This is a genomic window from Flavobacterium xizangense (assembly GCF_054075145.1).
In genome coordinates this window covers 185,753-206,017 of record NZ_JBSIPG010000002.1, presented here as the reverse complement: position 1 = coordinate 206,017, position 20,265 = coordinate 185,753, and the positions used below count along the sequence as shown (strand labels likewise).

The 20,265-nt window shown below is 34.1% G+C and carries 15 protein-coding genes; 10 read left to right on the top strand and 5 right to left on the bottom strand.

Features of this window, described 5'->3' with window-relative positions; all coding sequences use genetic code 11:
• Positions 1–50: 50 nt before the first annotated feature.
• Positions 51–3,257 carry a PAS domain-containing protein gene (locus ACWA1B_RS06445; protein ID WP_456905206.1) on the bottom strand — a complete coding sequence of 1,069 codons (3,207 nt, stop codon included), beginning with the start codon at positions 3,255–3,257 and terminating at the stop codon, positions 51–53.
• Positions 3,258–3,483: 226 nt separating this feature from the next.
• Here ACWA1B_RS06445 and ACWA1B_RS06440 point away from each other — a divergent pair, with 226 nt between their 5' ends.
• Both ACWA1B_RS06440 and ACWA1B_RS06435 read left to right on the top strand, forming a co-directional pair.
• Positions 3,484–3,822 (top strand): hypothetical protein, encoded by a 339-nt coding sequence (locus ACWA1B_RS06440; RefSeq protein WP_456905204.1) that lies wholly within the window; start codon positions 3,484–3,486, stop codon positions 3,820–3,822.
• 341 nt (positions 3,823–4,163) lie between these two features.
• Positions 4,164–4,958, top strand: a complete 795-nt coding sequence (locus ACWA1B_RS06435) for a hypothetical protein (RefSeq protein ID WP_456905202.1) — start codon at positions 4,164–4,166, stop codon at positions 4,956–4,958.
• Positions 4,959–5,111: 153 nt separating this feature from the next.
• Here the strand turns inward: ACWA1B_RS06435 and ACWA1B_RS06430 are convergent, their stop codons facing one another.
• Together ACWA1B_RS06430 and ACWA1B_RS06425 are read right to left on the bottom strand one after the other, a co-directional pair.
• Entirely contained in the window at positions 5,112–5,372 is a 261-nt protein-coding gene (locus tag ACWA1B_RS06430) for a SemiSWEET family sugar transporter (RefSeq protein WP_456905201.1), read from the bottom strand.
• A 57-nt stretch (positions 5,373–5,429) separates the two neighbouring features.
• Positions 5,430–6,278, bottom strand: coding sequence for an SDR family oxidoreductase (locus tag ACWA1B_RS06425; RefSeq protein WP_456905199.1), 849 nt, complete (start codon positions 6,276–6,278; stop codon positions 5,430–5,432).
• A 289-nt stretch (positions 6,279–6,567) separates the two neighbouring features.
• On the opposite strand from ACWA1B_RS06425, the gene ACWA1B_RS06420 reads away from it, so the two are divergent.
• The 5 genes from ACWA1B_RS06420 to ACWA1B_RS06400 all read left to right on the top strand — a co-directional run bounded on the left by ACWA1B_RS06420 (position 6,568) and on the right by ACWA1B_RS06400 (position 13,184).
• Positions 6,568–7,782 (top strand): hybrid sensor histidine kinase/response regulator, encoded by a 1,215-nt coding sequence (locus ACWA1B_RS06420; RefSeq protein ID WP_456905197.1) that lies wholly within the window; start codon positions 6,568–6,570, stop codon positions 7,780–7,782.
• A complete protein-coding gene (locus tag ACWA1B_RS06415; RefSeq protein WP_456905195.1) occupies positions 7,775–11,368 on the top strand; it encodes a response regulator in 3,594 nt (1,197 codons plus the stop codon). The genes ACWA1B_RS06420 and ACWA1B_RS06415 overlap by 8 nt, the downstream gene beginning before the upstream one ends.
• Before the next feature lie 64 nt (positions 11,369–11,432).
• The gene (locus ACWA1B_RS06410; RefSeq protein WP_456905193.1) at positions 11,433–11,798 is read left to right on the top strand and encodes a response regulator; all 366 of its coding nucleotides are present in this window, start codon (positions 11,433–11,435) and stop codon (positions 11,796–11,798) included.
• Between the two features lie 7 nt (positions 11,799–11,805).
• Positions 11,806–12,615, top strand: coding sequence for a CheR family methyltransferase (locus ACWA1B_RS06405; protein ID WP_456905191.1), 810 nt, complete (start codon positions 11,806–11,808; stop codon positions 12,613–12,615).
• Entirely contained in the window at positions 12,597–13,184 is a 588-nt protein-coding gene (locus ACWA1B_RS06400; RefSeq protein WP_456905189.1) for a chemotaxis protein CheB, read from the top strand. The genes ACWA1B_RS06405 and ACWA1B_RS06400 overlap by 19 nt, the downstream gene beginning before the upstream one ends.
• Position 13,185: 1 nt before the next feature.
• On the opposite strand, the gene ACWA1B_RS06395 is transcribed toward ACWA1B_RS06400, so the two are convergent.
• Both ACWA1B_RS06395 and ACWA1B_RS06390 read right to left on the bottom strand, forming a co-directional pair.
• Positions 13,186–13,956 carry a porin family protein gene (locus ACWA1B_RS06395; protein ID WP_456905187.1) on the bottom strand — a complete coding sequence of 257 codons (771 nt, stop codon included), beginning with the start codon at positions 13,954–13,956 and terminating at the stop codon, positions 13,186–13,188.
• Between the two features lie 12 nt (positions 13,957–13,968).
• Positions 13,969–15,090 carry a hypothetical protein gene (locus ACWA1B_RS06390; protein ID WP_456905185.1) on the bottom strand — a complete coding sequence of 374 codons (1,122 nt, stop codon included), beginning with the start codon at positions 15,088–15,090 and terminating at the stop codon, positions 13,969–13,971.
• A 301-nt stretch (positions 15,091–15,391) separates the two neighbouring features.
• On the opposite strand from ACWA1B_RS06390, the gene ACWA1B_RS06385 reads away from it, so the two are divergent.
• The 3 genes from ACWA1B_RS06385 (at position 15,392) to ACWA1B_RS06375 (ending at position 20,264) form a co-directional block, all read left to right on the top strand.
• Positions 15,392–15,715, top strand: coding sequence for a DUF6660 family protein (locus ACWA1B_RS06385; protein WP_035644632.1), 324 nt, complete (start codon positions 15,392–15,394; stop codon positions 15,713–15,715).
• Between the two features lie 105 nt (positions 15,716–15,820).
• Positions 15,821–18,964: an efflux RND transporter permease subunit gene (locus tag ACWA1B_RS06380; protein WP_456905183.1), complete on the top strand. Its 3,144-nt coding sequence runs from the start codon at positions 15,821–15,823 to the stop codon at positions 18,962–18,964.
• Between the two features lie 16 nt (positions 18,965–18,980).
• Positions 18,981–20,264, top strand: coding sequence for a TolC family protein (locus ACWA1B_RS06375; RefSeq protein ID WP_456905181.1), 1,284 nt, complete (start codon positions 18,981–18,983; stop codon positions 20,262–20,264).
• Position 20,265 lies beyond the last annotated feature (1 nt).

Below are 20,265 nucleotides of genomic sequence, written 5' to 3'. Positions count from 1 at the left end.
AAGAAAAAGAAGTACCAGATTCATTTATTAAAATGAATCTGGTATTTTTTTTATAATTCGGGAAGATAAATTTTAAATGTGGCTCCGTGGTTTTTTTTGCTGTTTGCTTTAATAATTCCCTTATGGTTTTCGACAATTTTTTTCACAATTGCCAGTCCAATTCCGGTTCCTAAGTATTCACTATCGGTGTTTAGACGTTGAAAAACTTCGAAAATGCGCTCTTTATAAGCATCTTCAAAACCAATTCCGTTATCACTTATTCTCAGACAAAAATAAATTTTTTCAGGATAATCAACCTTGAATTTTAATTTATGGCCAATAACTCTTCGTGCTTTTATTTGTATTTGTGGCGGAACATCTTTGCGTGAAAATTTTAATGCATTTCCAATTAAATTATGAAGCAGTTGCCTAAATTGAAAAGGCATTACAGTTCCTTCTCCAAGGGGTTGCAGTTCAATCACTGCATTTTTTTCTTCTATACGATCAGAAAAATCCATTAGCACTTCTTCTGCAATTTCATTTAAATTAGTTTTTACAAAAGTTCTATCGGCTGAATTGGTTCTAGAATAGGCTAGAAGATCTTGTATAAGTGCCTGCATTCTTTTGGCCGAAAACTCAATACGTTCTAAATAAGTTTTGGCTTTGGCTGAAATATTCTGTTCGTCAAGATCAGTCAAACGGCTGGCAAAAGTCTGGATTTTTCTGAGCGGTTCCTGCAAATCGTGGCTTGAAATATAGGCAAAAGACTGAAGTTCAATATTCATGTTTATTAAATCTTTGTTTTTGCTTTCCAGCTCTTCTGTGCGTTGTAAAACTTGTTTTTCAAGTAAAGTTGTAGAGTCTTTTTGATCTTGAATGTCAGTACTTGTTCCTACCCACATCTGGATTTTTCCATCAGCATCTTTTTGCGGAATTGCGTGACTGGCGTACCATCTGTATTTTCCATCATGTCGTTGAAATCGATGTTCGAATAAAAAATCATTTCCCGTTTTTATTGATTCCATCCAACGATTGATATTTTCTTCACGATCATCTGGATGAATAATCTGAAGCCAACCATTTTGATTTATATTAATTTTTGAAAGACCAGAAAAATTGTAAAGTGACTGATTAAAATAATTCATATTTCCCATAGCATCACTGGTCCATACAAATTGCTGAATAGAGTCGGCAAGGAGTCTGAATTTTTCCTGACTTTTCATTAAAACTTCCTGGCTGTTTTTCTCGTCTGTAATATCCATTACAATTCCAAGCATTTTTACAGGATTCTTTAAATCGTCAAAAAACATTTTGCCGTGAACTCTGATCCATGCAATAGAGTCATCTGGTTTTAGGATTCGGGCTTCGTATTTGTAAATAGTTGTTTTTAATGCTTTTGCAAATGCTTTTTCAATTATGGGGAGATCTTCCTCAAAAATTTGGTTTAAAATCTGTGCACGAGTCACTTTTTTATTTTTTTCAAGACCAAAAAGCGTCAACAAATTGTTAGAATAAATCAATTCTTGTGTAGGAACATTTAAATCCCAGGTTACAATTTCGGCAATTTCCGATGCTAAGCGAACTCGTTCTTCTGCATCTTCGACTTTTTTTCGGGTTTCTACTTTATCTGTGACATTATTGACATTAATCATTACACCCGAAATTTCGCCATTTGGCTCATAAAGTGGCGTGTATTGATAATCAAGATAAAATTTTTCCAGTTTGCCTTTAATATTGATGTAAGCAACAGATTCATTTTCGCGAATAATTTTTCCGTCGTTCAATACATCGTTCAACAGTTTAGGATATTTTTGTGTTCGTAATTCCGGAAAAACTTCTAATGCGGGTTTGCCAATTGTTTCACTTTCTTTTTTCTGCCAGATATCATTGAGCATTGTAGTATTTGCTAATTCAATAATATGCTCCTTTCCTTTAAAAATTGTCATGGCAATAGGGGACTGCATCACTAAATTTCTAAAAGCTTTTTCTTGTTCAGCCAAAAGATATTTAGCCCGTACTGATTCTGTTACCTCGTATCCAACAACGATAACGCCAGAAACTTCATTATTATCTTCTTTTAAAGGATGAAAAACGATATTAAAATAGCATTCTTCTTTTCGGCCATACCGATTTATAATGACTGGCAATTCATTAGTGAAAAACGGAATTCCTTGTTGATAAACTTTAGAAATTAGCGGATAAACAGCATCTTTAGTTTCAGGAACCGAGTCAAAAACGGGTTTATTAAGCGTTTCTTCTTCTGTTTTATCTACAATTTGATAATATGTATCATTTGCTAATTCGATAATATGATCAGGACCTCTGAGAATTGCAATTCCGAGTGGTACTTGTCGTACGATATTTTTAAATTGCTTTTCGCTTTCTTCAATTGCATTACGCGCCATGACTTGAAGCGTGACATCATTTGCAATTGCTACAATTCCAGAAATTATGCCATCAGACCCTTTTAGAGCTTCATAAACAACGTTAATAAAGGTATTTACAACTTTGTCATTTCGGGTTAATTTTACAGGAAGTTCATTTGCTGTAAAGCGTTCGCCAGTTGTAAAAACTTTCAATAAAATATCTTCTATACCTTGTCCTGCGGCTTCTGGCAATGATTCAAAAATGGGTTTATTAAGAACTTCGTGTTCCTTACGGTTCCAAATTTCAAGCATTAACTGGTTGGCAATTTCAACCACAAAATCTTTTCCTCTCAAAATGCACATTGCATTTGGTGATTGCAGTATATTATTTCGATAGCGTTCATTGCTTTCTTCAAGCCTTTTGAGGATATTTACTTTATCAGTTGTCTCGGTGCATACAACTAAGACACCTGCAATTTTCCCGTCGTCATTGATTACGGGGCTATAACTAAAAGTCCAGTAAACATTTTCTAAACTTCCGTTTCTGTAAATAGGAACCAATTGATCTTCATGCCAAGTAGATTCTCCATTTTCCATAACCTGAGTTATTAAGGGACCAATAAAATCCCAAATTTCTGACCAATAGTCGGCTCCCTTTTGTCCTAAAATATCAGGATGTTTTCCTTCGTTCCCAAGACTCGGGCGATAAGCATCATTGTAAAAGCATATATGTTCTGGTCCCCAAAATAAAAACATGGGGAACTTTGAGTTTAGGAGAATACCTAAAGTTGTTCGAAGACTTTGTGGCCAGGTTTCGACCGCACCAACAGCGGTTTTGCTCCAATCTTTGGCACGGGTCAGGGCACCCATTTCGCCACCTTTTGAAAGAAAATCGTAACTTAAATTGTCCATTAAAATTTGTTTTTGCTGGGAGTTGAAAAAATAAATTTTATCTATTAAATATAGTACTTTTTACCTTGTAAGTACTTAGAAATTAAAAGTAATAAAAAATTTCAGGACTGAAAAAGTGCTTTTTTGAATGAGCTAATTTTAAAATCGTTTGAGTTAATTTTATTTGTGAAGTATGATGAAATTTGATTAATCAAGATTGCAGAAATTGTAATTCAAATTTAGAATCATGAAAAAAGAGCAAAAACACGAAACCGATTATATTCAGAAATATCAAGATGAAGGCTATACAGCAAATTTTTTATTTGAGAACGGTTCTTTAATTGATACTGATTCAAAATATGCTTATCAGCCTGATGAAATTTATATTGTTGCCCATCATAGATATGAAGGTATGAGTGATCCTGATGATATGTCAATATTGTATGTAATCGAAACAAAGAATCAAATTAAAGGAACGCACTTGTTAGGATATGGTCCTACGGCTGACTTAGATGAAGCGGAGTTTTTTAAAGATATTCCTAAAAAGAATTATTCAAAAAACGCCGATATCAGCGAACTTACATAAGATAAAATAAATAGGTATTTTTATTTTGCTGAGGAGCAGTTGTTCCAGATTAATTCTGGGGCAGCTGTTTTTTTTTAAAGATGCTAAGATGCTAAGATTCTAAGGCACTAAGTTTTTAAAACTTTGCAAAACATTCAGTGTATATTTTATTATCTCAGAACCTTAGCATCTTAGAATCTTATAATCTATGTAAATAAAAATTATGAAATATCTGACTGAAATTGTGTAATAGTTTGATTTGTAATTAATACGAAATTTGGATTATAGAAAATGAGAATATTATTCAAGTCATTTTTATAAAAACTAATCAAGTATTGACTACTTTGTAAAACCGAACTAAAATGAAAAAACTATACTTAAACAATGGTGAATTTGATACTGTTTTTAATGATCTTAAAGATAGTTTTAATGGTACGCTAAGTACCAAAGACAATAATTATAATTTAGAGATTCAGTCAAAATGGACTAAAGGTTCTATCAAAGGAACTCGCTTTGATAATAAAATTTTATTTATGCACTTTGACTTGGTTTTTCACCAGGATGTAAGTTTGAGTATAGAAGCATTCCAGTCGGCGCCAGTATTTTTTGTGTACTGCGAAGACGGAAATATATGCCATAGTTTTGGTTCAAATGGAGAAAAGAAAATTTTGCATAAAAATCAATCGGCAGTTTTAAACAATTCTTCTGTTATAAATAGTGTTTTATACTTTGAGAGTCATAAACGCATCCAATTTACTTTATTAGGAATGCCAACAATGGATAATACAAATGTACCATTAGTTTCTCAGGTAAAACAGTATTTTACAAACGATTCTGGAAATTACATTTACATTGGAAAAGAGAACTCTAGAATTTCGAAAAAGATTGAGCAATATAAAACAATGTCAGAAAACGGTATTGTAGGCACACTTCTTAAAAAAAGCATTTTGAGCCATATTGTAGAAATGGAAATAGAACAACATGCTTTCAATTATTTAAAAACATTCGATCCAATTGTAGATATAGCCGTAAAACAAATTAACGAAATCAAACGAATTTCGGCTATGAGTTTTTCTGATGTAATGAGTTCTGTCAAACTTTTCAGAGCCAGACATCATTGGTCGTTTAAATTATATAACCAGAAATTAGCTAGCTAACAAGCATTATATATTTTATCTTGAGATACTAAGATTCTGAGGTTCTGAGGTTCTAAGTTGCAAACTTGGTATCTCAGAATTTTTATTTTTAAGATTCTAAGTTATTAAGCTTCTAAAAAAAAACTTAGTCCCTCAGTATCTTAGCACCTTAGATTACTCTTTTTCATAGTAAATTATAAAATAGACCATTACTAAATTCAGGAATAAAGAAACACAATTGGTTATTATGATTGGAAGATCAGCTTTCAAAACACCATAAATAATCCACACAACAATTCCAAAAGTTAGAATTCCAAAAGTTTTAAGCGAAATATCCTTTACTTTCTTAGTTTTCCAAACTTTTAAAATCTGCGGAATTGTTGATAATGTGATGCAGGTTCCGGCAAATAATCCTATGATGTCTATGTAGCTCATTTTTTTTTAAGGTTCTATCCCGATAGCAGTGACTGAGATGCTAACTAAGTTTCTTTTTTAACCCCCAACTAATTCTCCGCCATTAATGTGAATAAATTGCCCTGTAATATAGCTGCTGTCCTCGCAGGCCAAAAATACATAGGCTGGTGCAACTTCTGATGGTTGACCGGCTCTTCCCATTGGATTATCTTTTCCGAAATCAGATAGTTTGTCGAAACTGGCCACAATCAATGGTGTCCAGATAGGACCTGGTGCAACGCCGTTGACTCTGATTTTTCTTTTTGCAAGCATAGCCGAAAGCGATTTGGTAAAACTTACAATTGCGCCTTTTGTACTGGCATAATCTACTAAATGTTCGCTGCCTCGGTACGCAGTTACCGAGCTTGTGTTGATAATAATATCATTTTCATTTAGAAATGGCAACACCGCTTTTGTTATATAGAAATACGGATATATATTAGTTTCAAAAGTTTTTTGAAGCTGTGCGGCAGTAATTTTTTCTAATTCGTTTTGTGGATACTGAACCGCAGCATTGTTGACCAAAATATTTATTTTTTTAAATAAACTGATGCATTTCTTAACGGCACTTTTACAGAATTTTTCGTCTTTCAAATCACCGTTTATCAAAAGGCATTCTTGTCCTTCTTTTTCAACTAATTCTTTTGTAAATCGTGCATCTTTATCTTCTTTTAAATAAACAATTGCAATGTTGGCGCCTTCTCGGGCAAAATGAACAGCAACGCTTCTTCCAATTCCGCTGTCGCCACCGGTTATAAAAGCGACCTTTCCAAGAAGTTTGCCGCTTCCAGTATAATTTTCCCGAATAATTTCAGGCTCTGGATGCATTAGATATTCATTTCCGGGAAGTTCCTGTTTTTGTTCAGGAAATGTTTTTTTCTTTTCCATATTAATTTCATTTAAAACAATTCGATTCTAATTTAAAACGTTTTATGAAAATGAATTAACCGAAAGAAATTTTTGATTGTCTCAATAAATCATTTTATATTATTTTAATCAAAACATGGGAATTATGTAACGAATTTGGTTTTCGATGAAAGACCTATTTGCCTTTTCTTTATAAATTTGAAAGTTGCGCTAAAGTTGTTCAAAATAGGATTAAATGTTTTGAAATCCTTTGCGACAATGGATTTAAAACCAAAATATTTTATTTTATAACAACTTTACCCCCAGACAGATGGTATTAATTGTAGACGATATAAAGGCAAATATTATTGCCTTGAAAAAAACATTAGAGCTGCATAATATTGATGTCGATTCGGCCGAATCTGGGGAAGAAGCACTGAGGAAAATTTTAAAAACAAATTACTGCCTCATTATTATGGATGTTCAGATGCCGGGACTTGACGGCTTTGAAGTAGTGAAAATTCTCTCCGGAAATAAACGGACAAAAGATATTCCGGTTATATTCCTTTCTGCTTTAAACATTGAAAAAAAATACATTTTTAAAGGTTACGAAACTGGAGCAGTTGAATATATCACAAAGCCCGTAGATACCGATTTGTTGATGCTAAAAGTGAAAACTTTTATTAAGATTTACGAACAGCAAAACGAATTAAAAGGCATAAAAGATCTTCTTTCAAAAGAAATAAAAATTAGAAAAGAAGCTCAGGATAATCTAGAAATTAAAATTGCCGAGCGAACAAAAGAACTGGTTTTAAAAAATGAAGAATTGGAGATGAAAAACCACGAATTGCAGCAATTTGCCTGGGTGGTTTCGCACGATTTAAATGAACCAATACGTAAAATTCAAATTTTTATAAAAATCATCAAAGATCTTTATTTGACAACCGACGCAAAGGCAATCGATTATGTTGACCGAACGATAAAATCGGCTGAGCGAATGCAGACTTTGATTACCGATCTTTTGGCTTATTCGCGATTATCAGCACAAGTTAAACCAGAAACTACAGATCTTAATGTGGTTTTACAAGAAGTGCTTTCAGATTTTGATTATTTAATTGATAGAAAAAATGCGACGGTCAAAACCTCTGAACTTCCAACAATAGATAGTATTCCAAGCCAATTACGACAAGTTTTTCAAAATCTGATCGGAAATGCGATAAAATTCTCCGGCGTAAATGAACCTCCTTTAATTGAAATTACTTCGGAGTTTATTTCCGAAAAATCATTTGACAGTCCAACTTCTCCCGATGGAAAGTTTTGTCGCATTGTAGTAAAAGACAACGGAATTGGTTTTGACGAAATTTATCTGGACCGCATATTTATCATTTTCCAAAGTCTGAATGATCGTCAAACTTATGAAGGAACCGGAATTGGACTCGCAATTGCAAAAAAAATCATAGAAAAACATAACGGGTTAATCACCGCTAAAAGCGAAGTAGGCAAAGGCGCAAGTTTTATTATTGTACTTCCTTTAAAATATGAATAAAACAGTATCAACAAATATGAAGAATAATTTTAAAAGAAATCTGCTAATCAGTTCTTTAGTTTCATTATTAGTACTTACAATCAGCTCTGTTGCTTCATTTATAAGCATTAAAAGTTTATTGCACAGCAATTTTTGGGTCAATCATACTCAGGAAGTTATTTACAATTTAAATGAGGGTTCGGCAATTATTACAGAAGCGCAAACCAGTATGCGCGGTTATTTGATTACCGGTGACGAACAGTTTGTGGACCGATATAATGAAGCTGAGACTAAGTCAAACACTTATTTTGATAAATTAGAAGAACTGACCGTTGATAATCCTTCTCAACAAAAACAGTTGGAAGAATTACGAGTGATGCGCGCTAATTTTTTCAAATACTTAAACAATCAGATAGTCAAAAAACGTCTCGGAAAAGATACCATGGTTTTCGATTTAAATGGAGGCAGAAAAATGATGAATGATCTCCGCGCCGTTATTAAGAAAGTAGAAGCCACCGAACAAGGACTTTTAGTAGAACGTAATGCAAATTCAGAGCGATACGGGAATTATAGTTTAATGTTGATTATTGTAGCGTTTTTTATTGCATTTATTATTTCAATTGTTTTCCTGATCAGAATTTTGAAAGATTTCAACGAACGTAATGCTTTACAACTTGAATTAGAGAAGAAAGATTTTGAAACAGCTCAAAGAATTGAAGCGATCAGTACAATTGCTACTAATATTTCAAACGGAAACTATGACATTCGTGTTGACGATACAAAAGCTGATGCGCTAGGAAGTCTTGGTGAATCACTGAATACAATGGGGATTAATCTTAAAAATTCTTTTGAATTAATATCTCAGAAAGAATGGCTTCAAACTGGTATTGCCGATTTGAATAATGCCATGTTAGGGGAAAAACCATTGCAAAAATTATCAAAAGATATTATAGAATTTTTATGTAATTATACCAACAGCAGTGCAGGTGTTATGTATGTGATTGACGGCGATGAACTTGCCGTTGCTGCAGGTTATAGTTATATACCAAGCAAAAATAGAGAACGCATTAAAAAAGGAGAAGGGCTTATTGGACAGGCTATTACTTCCGGAAAAATGTTAGAATTAAAAGCTTTGACACCAGATGATATTCAGATTAATTATGCTTTAGGTCAAATTAAGCCTACGCATGTTGTTGCATTTCCTTTGATTGATAATAAAGTCGAAGGAGCGCTTGAACTTGCCAGTATTTACGGATATTCAGAACTGCATTTAGAGTTTTTGAAAACGGTTGGAAACAACATTGGAATTGCGATAAGATCGACTCAAAATCGAAGAAGAGTAACTGAATTGCTGGAAGAAACCAGAGCACAATCTGAAGAGTTACAACAGCAACATAGCGAATTGGAAGCAATTAATGCGGAATTGGAAGCGCAAACAGAAAAACTTCAGGCATCTGAAGAAGAATTAAGAGTGCAACAGGAAGAATTGGAACAAACCAATGAAGAATTGTCGGAAAGAAGCGTTTTATTGGAAGAAAAAAACAATGAAATTCAAAAAAAATCGGAAGCTCTGGAACTTACAACGCGCTATAAATCAGAATTTTTGGCTAATATGTCTCATGAATTGAGAACACCATTAAATTCCATTTTGCTTTTAAGCAGATTATTATCTGAAAATAATAATCAAAGCATGAACAAAGAAGAGATTGAATTTGCAAAAGTAATTCAAAGCTCAGGAAACAGCTTGTTAGGCTTAATTGATGAAATTCTGGATTTATCTAAAATCGAGGCCGGTAAAATGGAATTGGAATTTTTAGATGTTTCGACTAAAGAAATTACAGATTCACTCTGGAATTTATTTAATCTGGTTGCTAAAGAAAAAGGAATTGAATTTGAAATTATTGCTAAAGAAGCGCCAATTGTCATCAAAACGGATAAGATGCGTTTAGAGCAAATTTTGAAAAACCTAATTTCAAACGCGATTAAATTTACTGAAAAAGGAAAAGTTAGTCTCGAAATAAAAGTCAGTACAGATGATGACAAAATCATTTGTTTTATTGTAAAAGATACCGGAATCGGAATTCCAATAGAGAAACAACCATTAGTTTTTGAAGCTTTCCAGCAGGCCGATGGTTCAACAAAACGAAAATATGGCGGAACCGGTTTGGGATTATCAATCAGCAGAGAATTAGCAAAATTATTAAAAGGAGAAATTATACTGCACAGTAAAGTTAATGAGGGAAGTTCGTTTACATTATGTCTGCCCGTATTTGGATCGGCATACAATAAAGTGAATGTTGAAAAAATACCTCCAACCGATTTTACAGAAATTGAATCTGAAGCAGAAGAAGCTCCGGCTAAAAAATACATAAGTCTTGTGATTCCTGATGAAATCGACGATGACCGAAATTCAGTTAAAGAAGGAGATAAGGTGATTTTGATAATCGAAGATGATGTTAATTTTGCGAAATCACTTTTGGCTTTTACACGTCAAAAAGGATACAAAGGAGTTGTGACCGTTCGTGGTGATTATGCATTGAATTTTACAATCCTTTATAAGCCAGTTGGTATTTTGCTGGATATTGAACTTCCGGTAAAAAGTGGTTGGGAAGTTTTGGAAGAATTAAAAAATCACGCCGAAACAAAACATATTCCAGTGCATATTATGTCGTCGCACAAATTAAAACAGGAAAGTTTGCTAAAAGGCGCAGTTGATTTCTTGGATAAACCAGTTGCTTTTGAAAAAATTCCAGACGTATTTTTGCGAATCGAACATATCATCAATAAAGAAGCACAAAAAGTCTTAATTATTGAAGATAACCCAAAACATGCCAAAGCTTTAGCTTATTTCTTAGAAAGCTATAATATCAATTCAGAGATCAAAAGCGAAGTTTCTGAAGGGCTTCAGGCTTTAAATAAAACGGAGGTTGACTGTGTAATTCTGGATATGGGAATTCCAGACAAACAAGCTTATCAGATTTTGGATGGTGTAAAGAAAAATCCAGGTCTGGAGAATTTACCAGTAATTGTTTTTACCGGAAAAAGTTTGTCGCTTAAAGAAGAAGTAAAAATTAAAAAATATGCCGATTCAATTATTGTAAAAACGGCACATTCGTATCAAAGAATGTTGGATGAGGTTTCGCTTTTTCTGCATTTAGTAGAAGATAAAAAAGAAGGGAAACACCAAAAAGAAGGATATAAAAAACTAAATTTACTGAATAACGTTCTACATGATAAAAAAGTCCTGATTGTTGATGATGATGTTCGAAATATTTATTCGCTTACAAAAGCTTTAGAAGCATTTAAAATGACTATTATTACGGCTTTTGACGGAAAAGAAGCAATCAAGATATTAAACGAAAATCCAGATACGGATGTTGTTTTATTAGATATGATGATGCCAAATATGGATGGTTACGAAACAGCAGAAAAAATCAGGTCAAATCCGAAATTTTTGAATTTGCCACTAATTGCCGTAACTGCGAAAGCTATGACAGGAGACAGAGAAAAATGTATCAAGGCAGGAGCATCTGATTATATTACAAAACCAGTTGATGTCGATCAATTATTATCATTGCTGCGTGTTTGGCTTTATGATAAAGTTTAAAAATAAAAAAAGTTATGCCATTTCTAATCGCTATTGTGAGTGGTAAAAAAAATAGTAGAGAAATATGAGTAAAAAACGACTTTTAATTGTAGATGACGATTCCAGAAATATCTTCGCATTAGAACATACTTTGCGTGTCAGATCATACGATTGTTTGTCTTGTACAAGTGCTGAAGATGCTTTAAAGTTATTAAAATCGGATGAAAAGGTTGACGTGGTTTTATTAGATATGATGATGCCCGAAATGGATGGTTATGATGCAATTCCGCTAATAAAAGCAATTCCGTCAAGAGCATCTATTTTTGTAATTGCGGTAACCGCCCAGGCAATGACGGGCGATAAAGAAAAATGTTTACAAGCCGGTGCAGATGATTATATCTCAAAACCGGTCGATGTTGATAAGTTACTGCTGATTTTAAGCAAAATTTAAATGGATTATGATTGAGGATATTGAGTTAGAAACGCTAATCAATGAGGTTTTTGAGTATTATGGTTTTGATTTTGGGAGTTATTCCAGAGCTTCGTTAAAAAGGCGTGTCAATCGAATTTTTCATTTGGATGGCTTCACGCATTTTCATGAATTTCTTTCAAGAGTCCGTTCTGATCCGGAATATTATAAAAGAATGGTTGACGAAATTACGGTAAATGTAACCGAGATGTTTCGCGACCCCGCATTTTATAATGTTTTGCGAAACCAAATTCTGCCCTTATTGGGAACAAAACCTTTTATAAGATTATGGCATGCCGGCTGTTCTACAGGCGAAGAAGTGTATTCGATGGCAATTATGCTCAAAGAAGCCGGACTTCTTCATAAATCTTTAATTTACGCAACTGATATAAATGCAACGGTTTTAGAAACTGCCAAAAAAGGAATTTTTCCGCTCCGAATGATGAAAGAGTATTCGCAAAACTATCGTGATGCGGGAGGTCAGGAGGATTTTTCAAGTTATTATACGGCCAATTATGGAATCGCAAAATTTAATAGCGATTTGGCAGAGAAGATGGTTTTTTCGCAACACAATCTCGTTTCAGATACTTCATTCAATGAATTTGATATGATTTTGTGCCGAAATGTTTTGATTTATTTTGATGCCGATTTGCAAAAACGTGTAATTAATTTATTTGATGAAAGTTTGGCTGTTTTCGGGTTTTTAGCCCTAGGAACTAAAGAAACTATAAAATATTCTATTGCTCCAAATAAATACAAACAATTGGATAAAGATAAAATATGGAGGAAAATAAAATAATATCAGATTGTAAAGTAGTAATTATTGGAGGATCTGCGGGAAGTCTGAATGCTTTAATGCAGATCTTGCCAGAATTGACTAAGCTCAATAATTTTGCTATAGTCATTGTTCTTCATCGAAAAAGTACTGACGATCAGACTTTGGAAAATTTAATTACACTGAAATCAAATGTAAAAGTAATGCCTGTAGAAGATAAAACACCGCTTTTGCCGGGTTTTATATACATAGCACCATCCAATTATCATCTACTATTTGAAAAAGAAGGTTTTTTTGCATTAGATACTTCAGAAAAAATAAACTACAGCCGTCCGAGTATTGACGTTTCTTTTGAATCGGCGGCAGAAATTTATGGGTCTTCTTTAATCGCCATTTTATTATCGGGTTCTAATTCAGACGGAACAGAAGGTTTAAAAGCAATTAAAGCAGCAGGCGGAATAATTGCGGTTCAAAATCCTCTTTCAGCCGAAATGCCTTTTATGCCTAATAACGCTATTTTATACACAAATCCGGATTTCATTTTAAACACTCAGGAAATACTTCATTTTATTACTTCAATAAATAAGCCTTGATTTAGTTTTTGGGCTTCTCATCTTCAGGAAGAATAACCTTATTTAATTCGGCTTCTTCTGCGGCTCTTTTTTTAGCCGCTTTTCCTTTTCCAATTGGTAATCCAGCCGTAATATACCAAGATCTGTTGAATTGATTATTTGGTCCGTCACCTTTCATTACAGTTACAAGACCATAATAGTATTGAACAGTAAAATTTAGTCCGTTGCCAACATTTAAATGATAGCCAACTCCTGCTGCAAGTCCGGCATCAATAACATGAATTTGATCGCGAATATTTCTTTTGTAGATTACATCATCTTTTTCATATTCAGTTTTGAATTCATCAAAGGCTTTCGCCAACAGACCAAATTGAGGTCCGGCTTTAACATAAATATTGTTTTTGAATTGATATTTAATTAAAATCGGAACATTAAAATAACGAATTTCGCGATTCACACTTCCTCCAACAAAAGCATTGTCTAAATTAACATCGCCCGTAGGATAAACCGGAATTCCCTGTGCGCCCATTGGTGATTTTACGATTACACCAGTATTAATCATCCAGGCAGGATTTTTCCTTGATCGAAGGTCAAAATAAAATCCAAGATTAAAACCAGGATTCGTTCCGGAAGATTCCATGTTTGAAATCGTAGAAAAATTCACGCCACCTTCTAAACCAAATTCCAAAAACTCAGAGTTAAGTTTATCTCCAAAAATTAAGGAAATTAAAACTTGTGACCGTGCTGATGAAATGCTGAAGAAAATGAAGAGGATTAATAAAATCTTTTTCATAAAATGGATGAATTACAGTCCAAAACGATATTGAAGACTTCCCAATACTTGAGTACGGCTTGCTAAGAAGCCACATTCTGCACGAAACATAAAATGTTTATTGAATTGAAATTGCGACCCAACAATAAAGTTCCACATATCTTTTGGTCTTTTTTGGAGCGAATATTGTACAGATGAATCTCCGGCTGTGCTCAATGCTCCGTCTAGAGTTGCCAAGAAAGTTCCTGCTCTTTCTAAAGCTCTGTCTGCGGTATTATGTTTCGCGATATTAACCGGATTTTTTTGTTCAGCCGGGCTTAAACTGTCCCACCAGTTATCTACTTTCGTTTGATTTTCCGATACTTTCTGAAGTCCGCTATCTACTTTAGCCTGAGCGCTGCTTAAATCAATAAAATCAGACAAAGGCAAATCTCCATTAGTATCTCCAGAGACATGAACTCTGAAACCTCCAACCCAAACTGCAATATTTTGTTCCGGTTTATTGAATTTAAATGTTTTTCCTAATCTCGGTCCAAAAACATAAGAAAACGCAGGTTTATCAAGCGAACTGATATCAGTCCAGGCCATATTCATATCAAGTGCCAGCCAGCCTCCGCCAATACCAATTGTTGGCGTCATACCAATACCAAAAGTCGTAGCATCGAAATTTGCTTTGGTGCTGAAATTTGCAATTTCAGACCAGTTATTATCAGCATCTGGAACCCAAATACCGGCATTAATTTTTGTGGAAGTATTAGCTTTTCCAAAAATTCCATAAATATTTAAGAAGGGAAGCAACCAAATATCAGGTCTAACGGTCAAAGCGCCAGCTTCTACAGTAGATTTATCAAATCGTACGATTTCGTCTAAATTATAAAGCGGACCGTGATTAAATCCAACTTCCAGATTATTAATTATGATTTCAGATTCCTGCCAAAAATAATTAACAGAAACTCCGGCAGAGTATGGAAGTTTATATCCTTTTTGGGCTACTTTTTCACCCCAGATGGGCAAAGCATAAGGGTATTTTTCGACAGCTAGACTGTCTTTTAATTCTTCATTTTTTTTTCCTACAATTTTGTCGGTGTAAACCTGCCCGAAAATCTGTATGCTAAATAATAATAAAAAGGCTGATATTAATGTTTTACATTTCATTGATTTGAGTGTTTTAATGTTAATTAATAAACTGCGAAAAATAAATATGTCCTAATAATGATGGGTAATCTTTTTATTTGCTATACTGTTTGTAGGTTTTTTTGAAATTATGCTTAAGGCTTAATAATGTGTTAATTAATGTTAAAGTTAACGAAATTTTCTTACCTCTTGCAAAATATTTTTAGAAAGTATTAATTCATTTCAAAAATAAGTTACGAGTTGTTAAAAGCAGGCTTGTAGTTTTTTATATTTATCAGTGTCAATAATTTATATTTTTAAAAAATAATAGTATTTTTACACTATGAAATGGATTACAGTATTATTGTCAATTTATTTGATAGCACTTTCAAGTATGCCTTGTGCAGATATGGAAGTGAATAGTGCTGCTCATAAAACAGCTCAGTTTTCTTCTGAAGCAAATCATTCTCATGACAAAGACAACGATTTATGCTCACCATTTTGTGCCTGCAACTGCTGTGGAGCGCAGGTATTAAATTATCAAAATGTTGCAGTTTTTGAGTTTCCTTCAGAAAATCATCTTATTTCAATTCCTTTACCAAGTTATAATTCTGTTTTTGCTTCCAATTTCTATGGAAGTATTTGGCAACCCCCTCAGATAGCATAATGATGCCTTACCTAATTTAAATTAGGATCAGGTTAGAGAGTTGCGGACTTTCCGCACATTTCGGGCAATAATTTGCCTAATTTCTCATATCATTATATTATTCAAATGCTAGATAAAATCATTCAATTTAGTATAAAGAACAAATTCGTTATACTATTATTTACCCTCGTGCTCATTGCATGGGGAAGTTATTCGCTTAAAAAATTGCCACTTGATGCTTTGCCAGACGTGACCAATAATCAAGTGCAGATTATCACTACGGCGCCGACTTTAGCAAGTCAGGAAGTAGAACAATTAATTACTTATCCGTTAGAAAGAGCTGTAAAAACAGTTCCGAATGTAATCGAACTCCGCAGTATCTCCCGTTTCGGATTATCAGTTGTGACTGTTGTTTTTGAAGACGATGTAGACATTTACTGGGCTCGTGAACAGATATTTCAGCGCTTAAAACAAGCCGAAGAAAATATTCCGGATTATGTAAATTCTCCCGAATTAGCACCTATTTCTACAGGTTTAGGCGAAATTTACCAATATGATGTTTATGCCAAAAAAGGCTATGAAAACAAATACAGCGCCATCGAACTGCGAACAATTCAGGATTGGATTATTATTCCGCAACTGCAGGGCGTTCGTGGTGTAGCTGAGGTAAGTGCATGGGGCGGAAAACTAAAACAATACGAAATCGCCGTAAACCCTAATATGCTCAATAGTTTAGGCGTTACTATTACCGAAATTTTTGATGCTTTAGAAAAAAATAACCAAAATACAGGAGGCGCTTATATTGAAAAAGATCAATACACCTATTTTATTCGCGGAGTAGGAATGGCGAAAGGCATTCAAGATCTTGAGAATGTTGTGGTAAAAAACCGAAATGGTTCACCAGTTTTAGTGCGTAATGTAGCTGAGGTGCGTGAAGGAGTGGCATTGCGATATGGCGCTTCTACAAAAGACGGAAAAGGCGAAATTGTTTCAGGAATGGTTTTAATGCTGAAAGGAGAAAACTCCAGTGCTGTTGTAAACCGTGTTCATGAAAAAATGGCTCAGATTAATAAAAGTCTTCCGGAAGGAGTTGTTGCCGAAGCCTTTATAGACAGAGGAAAACTCGTGGATAATTCAATCAAAACTGTTGCAAAGAATTTATTAGAAGGCGCTTTAATTGTCATTTTTGTACTGATTTTGTTCTTAGGAAATCTTCGTGCCGGATTAATAGTCGCTTCGGTTATTCCTTTGGCGATGTTGTTTGCTGTTATTCTGATGAATGCTTTTGGCGTAAGCGGGAATTTGATGAGTTTAGGCGCAATAGATTTTGGGATTATTGTCGATGGCGCTGTAATCATTGTCGAAGCTACAATGCATCATCTTCACAAATTGAAAAGCAAAAAAGAATTAACGCAGGAAGAAATGGATTCCGAAGTATATAATTCGGCTTCAAAAATCAGAAATAGCGCAGCTTTTGGAGAAATAATCATTTTAATCGTTTATCTGCCAATTCTAGCTTTAATTGGAACCGAAGGAAAAATGTTCAGACCAATGGCAATGACAGTTGGTTTTGCCATTATTGGGGCGTTTATTCTTTCGCTGACTTATATTCCAATGATGAGCGCTTTGTTTTTATCTAGAAAAACAGATCATAAAAAAAACATCAGTGATCGAATGATTGCTTGGTTAGAAAATAAATATACGCCTTTGTTAAATAAAGCTTTGGAATTTAAAAAAGTAGTTCTTTCTATCGCTTTAGGATTGTTCGCTTTGGCATTTATTATTTTCCAAAATATGGGAGGCGAATTTATTCCAACAATTGAAGAAGGTGATCTAGCCATAAATGCCACAATTATGACCGGAAGTTCGCTTACGCAGATGGTTGAAACCGCTACAAAATTGGAACAGATTTTAAAGGCTAAGTTTCCTGAAATCGAAACTATTGTAACCAAAATAGGAAGCGGCGAAATCCCAACCGATCCAATGCCAATTGAAAGCGGTGATTTGATTATCGTTTTAAAAGACAAAAAAGAATGGAAAGGCAAATATCATAATTGGGAAGAATTGGCAAACGCTATGAAAGAAGAAATGGAAGTAATTCCTGGCGCCAATATTGAGATCTCGCAACCTATTCAAATGCGTTTTAACGAATTAATGACGGGAAGCCGATCTGATATTGCCATTAAAATTTTTGGAGATGATTTAGATGTTCTGGATTCGAAAGCAACAGAATTGATTTCGAAAATCAAAAATATTGACGGAATAGGCGATTTAAAAGCAGATAAAGTCACAGGATTGCCCCAAATTACGATTAAATACGATTACAATAAAATTGCCCTTTACGGATTGAATATTTCGGATATCAATCAAATTATTCGTTCGTCATTTGCTGGTGAAAGCGCCGGAAAGATCTATGAAGAAAGTAAAAGATTTGATGTTGTCGTGAGAATGAATGAAGACAATCGAGGTGATATTACAGATGTAAGTAATTTATTTATTCCGCTTCCAAATGGCCAACAAGTACCACTTTCTCAAGTGGCTTCGGTCGAATACGAACAAGGTCCAGTGCAGGTTATCCGTGAAGACGGAAAACGAAGAATTACAGTCGGGCTTAATGTTAGAGGAAGAGATATAAAAAGTGTGGTTGAAGAAATCCAGTCGAAACTCGATAAAAATTTTAAACTTCCCACAGGTTATTATGTAACATACGGCGGCCAATTTGAGAATTTAATTGAGGCTTCAAAAAGACTTTCTGTCGCGTTGCCAATTGCTTTGGGATTGATTTTAGTTTTACTTTATTTTACTTTCAAAAGTGTAAAACAAGCGCTGTTGATTTTTAGCGCCATTCCGTTATCAGCCATTGGAGGTGTTTTTGCTTTGTCATTGCGAGGAATGCCATTCAGCATCTCTGCTGGAATTGGTTTTATTGCTTTATTCGGAATTGCGGTTTTAAATGGAATCGTGCTGATTTCGTATTTCAATCAATTAAAAACAGAAGGAATTTTAGATCCATTGCAACGTGTTTTAATCGGAACCAAAACAAGATTAAGACCGGTTTTAATGACAGCTTCTGTAGCTTCATTAGGATTTTTGCCAATGGCATTGTCAACAAGCGGTGGGGCAGAAGTACAAAAACCATTAGCAACTGTAGTTATCGGGGGATTAATTTCAGCTACGTTATTGACCTTGATCGTTTTGCCGATTTTTTATTTAATGTTAGAACGTGGATTGAACCGCAAAGAGCGCAAAGATTTACGTGAAGTACACTAAGAAATTTTAAAAGAAAATGAAAAAGTTACTATATAATTTAAGAAAAATAACCTTTGCGAACTTCGCGCTTCCTTTGCGAACTTTGCGGTTAAATAAGTTTTTGTTGGCAAATAAAACCATGCTATTAAGCATGTTCCTACTGGTAAGTTCCACTATTTCAGCACAGCAATCCATAAGCCTTGAAAAAGCAATAGAACTAGCTAAATCAAACAATATCGACCTGAAAATCGCGGATAAAGAAATCGAAAAACAAACGGTTTTGAAAAAAGCTGCTTTTCAGCCAGATCCGCTTCAGGTGCAATATCAGGGAGGTCAATTCAATAGTGCCGATTATGATCATAACGTTTCAGTACAACAATTTTTTCCTTTAGGAAATATTACAAAAGCCAACCGGCAATTACAGGAAGAATTGGCAAAATTGGCTGAAAAACGAAAAGCTTTGTCTTCTTACGAAATTGAAAAAGCCGTGACTTTGGCGTATTATCAATATTTGTACGGCCTTTCAATTCAGAAATTGAATGCTGAGCTGAATGAGATTTATACCAAATTCCTTAAGAATGCTGAACTTCGTTTTAAAACCGGAGAAAGCGGAAATATTGAGGTGATTAGTGCAAAAGCCAAAGTAAAAGAAATTGAAACGCAGAAAGCTCAATTAGAATATGATTTGGCGATTTATCAGAAACAATTGCAATTTTTTATTCAGACAAATGAAAATATTGTTCCGGACCAAAATACAGCATTGCAATATACTTTCATAGAAAATCAGCAAAACACAAAGGCAGAAACTTTAGTGACAGATTTGTATCAACAGCAGATTTCAGTTTATCAAAAAGAAGCGCAAACATTTAAAGCGTTAAGAACACCAAAAGTTGGTTTAGGATATTTTGCTCAAACCATTAATACAGAATCTCTTTTTCAGGGTTTTACAGCAGGATTACAGATTCCACTTTTTGGAGGTGTGAATACGACTAAAGCCAAAGCGGCAGAAATCAGTATTTTGCAATCACAATTGACTTTAGACAAAAATAAAATGATATTGAATCTGCAAAGAGATGAATTGCAGAACAATTTCGAAAAGCAGCAGAAAAATTTAGCGTATTTTCAGAATGAAGGTTCGCAATACGCCAATCAGATTATTGAAACGGCACAGAAAAGTTACGCAAATGGCGATATGAGTTATTGGTCGTATATCAGTTTTTTAAATCAGGCAATTGATATTAAAAAACAATTTGCAGAGGCTACGCACAGCTACAATCAAAGTGCAATCGAACTTCAATTCCCAATCATCAAAAATAATTAAA

What these genes read in the sequence shown, in the direction of transcription:
- ACWA1B_RS06445 (WP_456905206.1), bottom strand. Translation starts at nt 3,257, where the DNA reads ATGGACAATTTAAGTTACGATTTTCTTTCAAAAGGTGGCGAAATGGGT.
- ACWA1B_RS06440 (WP_456905204.1), top strand. Translation starts at nt 3,484, where the DNA reads ATGAAAAAAGAGCAAAAACACGAAACCGATTATATTCAGAAATATCAA.
- ACWA1B_RS06435 (WP_456905202.1), top strand. Translation starts at nt 4,164, where the DNA reads ATGAAAAAACTATACTTAAACAATGGTGAATTTGATACTGTTTTTAAT.
- ACWA1B_RS06430 (WP_456905201.1), bottom strand. Translation starts at nt 5,372, where the DNA reads ATGAGCTACATAGACATCATAGGATTATTTGCCGGAACCTGCATCACA.
- ACWA1B_RS06425 (WP_456905199.1), bottom strand. Translation starts at nt 6,278, where the DNA reads ATGGAAAAGAAAAAAACATTTCCTGAACAAAAACAGGAACTTCCCGGA.
- ACWA1B_RS06420 (WP_456905197.1), top strand. Translation starts at nt 6,568, where the DNA reads ATGGTATTAATTGTAGACGATATAAAGGCAAATATTATTGCCTTGAAA.
- ACWA1B_RS06415 (WP_456905195.1), top strand. Translation starts at nt 7,775, where the DNA reads ATGAATAAAACAGTATCAACAAATATGAAGAATAATTTTAAAAGAAAT.
- ACWA1B_RS06410 (WP_456905193.1), top strand. Translation starts at nt 11,433, where the DNA reads ATGAGTAAAAAACGACTTTTAATTGTAGATGACGATTCCAGAAATATC.
- ACWA1B_RS06405 (WP_456905191.1), top strand. Translation starts at nt 11,806, where the DNA reads ATGATTGAGGATATTGAGTTAGAAACGCTAATCAATGAGGTTTTTGAG.
- ACWA1B_RS06400 (WP_456905189.1), top strand. Translation starts at nt 12,597, where the DNA reads ATGGAGGAAAATAAAATAATATCAGATTGTAAAGTAGTAATTATTGGA.
- ACWA1B_RS06395 (WP_456905187.1), bottom strand. Translation starts at nt 13,956, where the DNA reads ATGAAAAAGATTTTATTAATCCTCTTCATTTTCTTCAGCATTTCATCA.
- ACWA1B_RS06390 (WP_456905185.1), bottom strand. Translation starts at nt 15,090, where the DNA reads ATGAAATGTAAAACATTAATATCAGCCTTTTTATTATTATTTAGCATA.
- ACWA1B_RS06385 (WP_035644632.1), top strand. Translation starts at nt 15,392, where the DNA reads ATGAAATGGATTACAGTATTATTGTCAATTTATTTGATAGCACTTTCA.
- ACWA1B_RS06380 (WP_456905183.1), top strand. Translation starts at nt 15,821, where the DNA reads ATGCTAGATAAAATCATTCAATTTAGTATAAAGAACAAATTCGTTATA.
- ACWA1B_RS06375 (WP_456905181.1), top strand. Translation starts at nt 18,981, where the DNA reads ATGAAAAAGTTACTATATAATTTAAGAAAAATAACCTTTGCGAACTTC.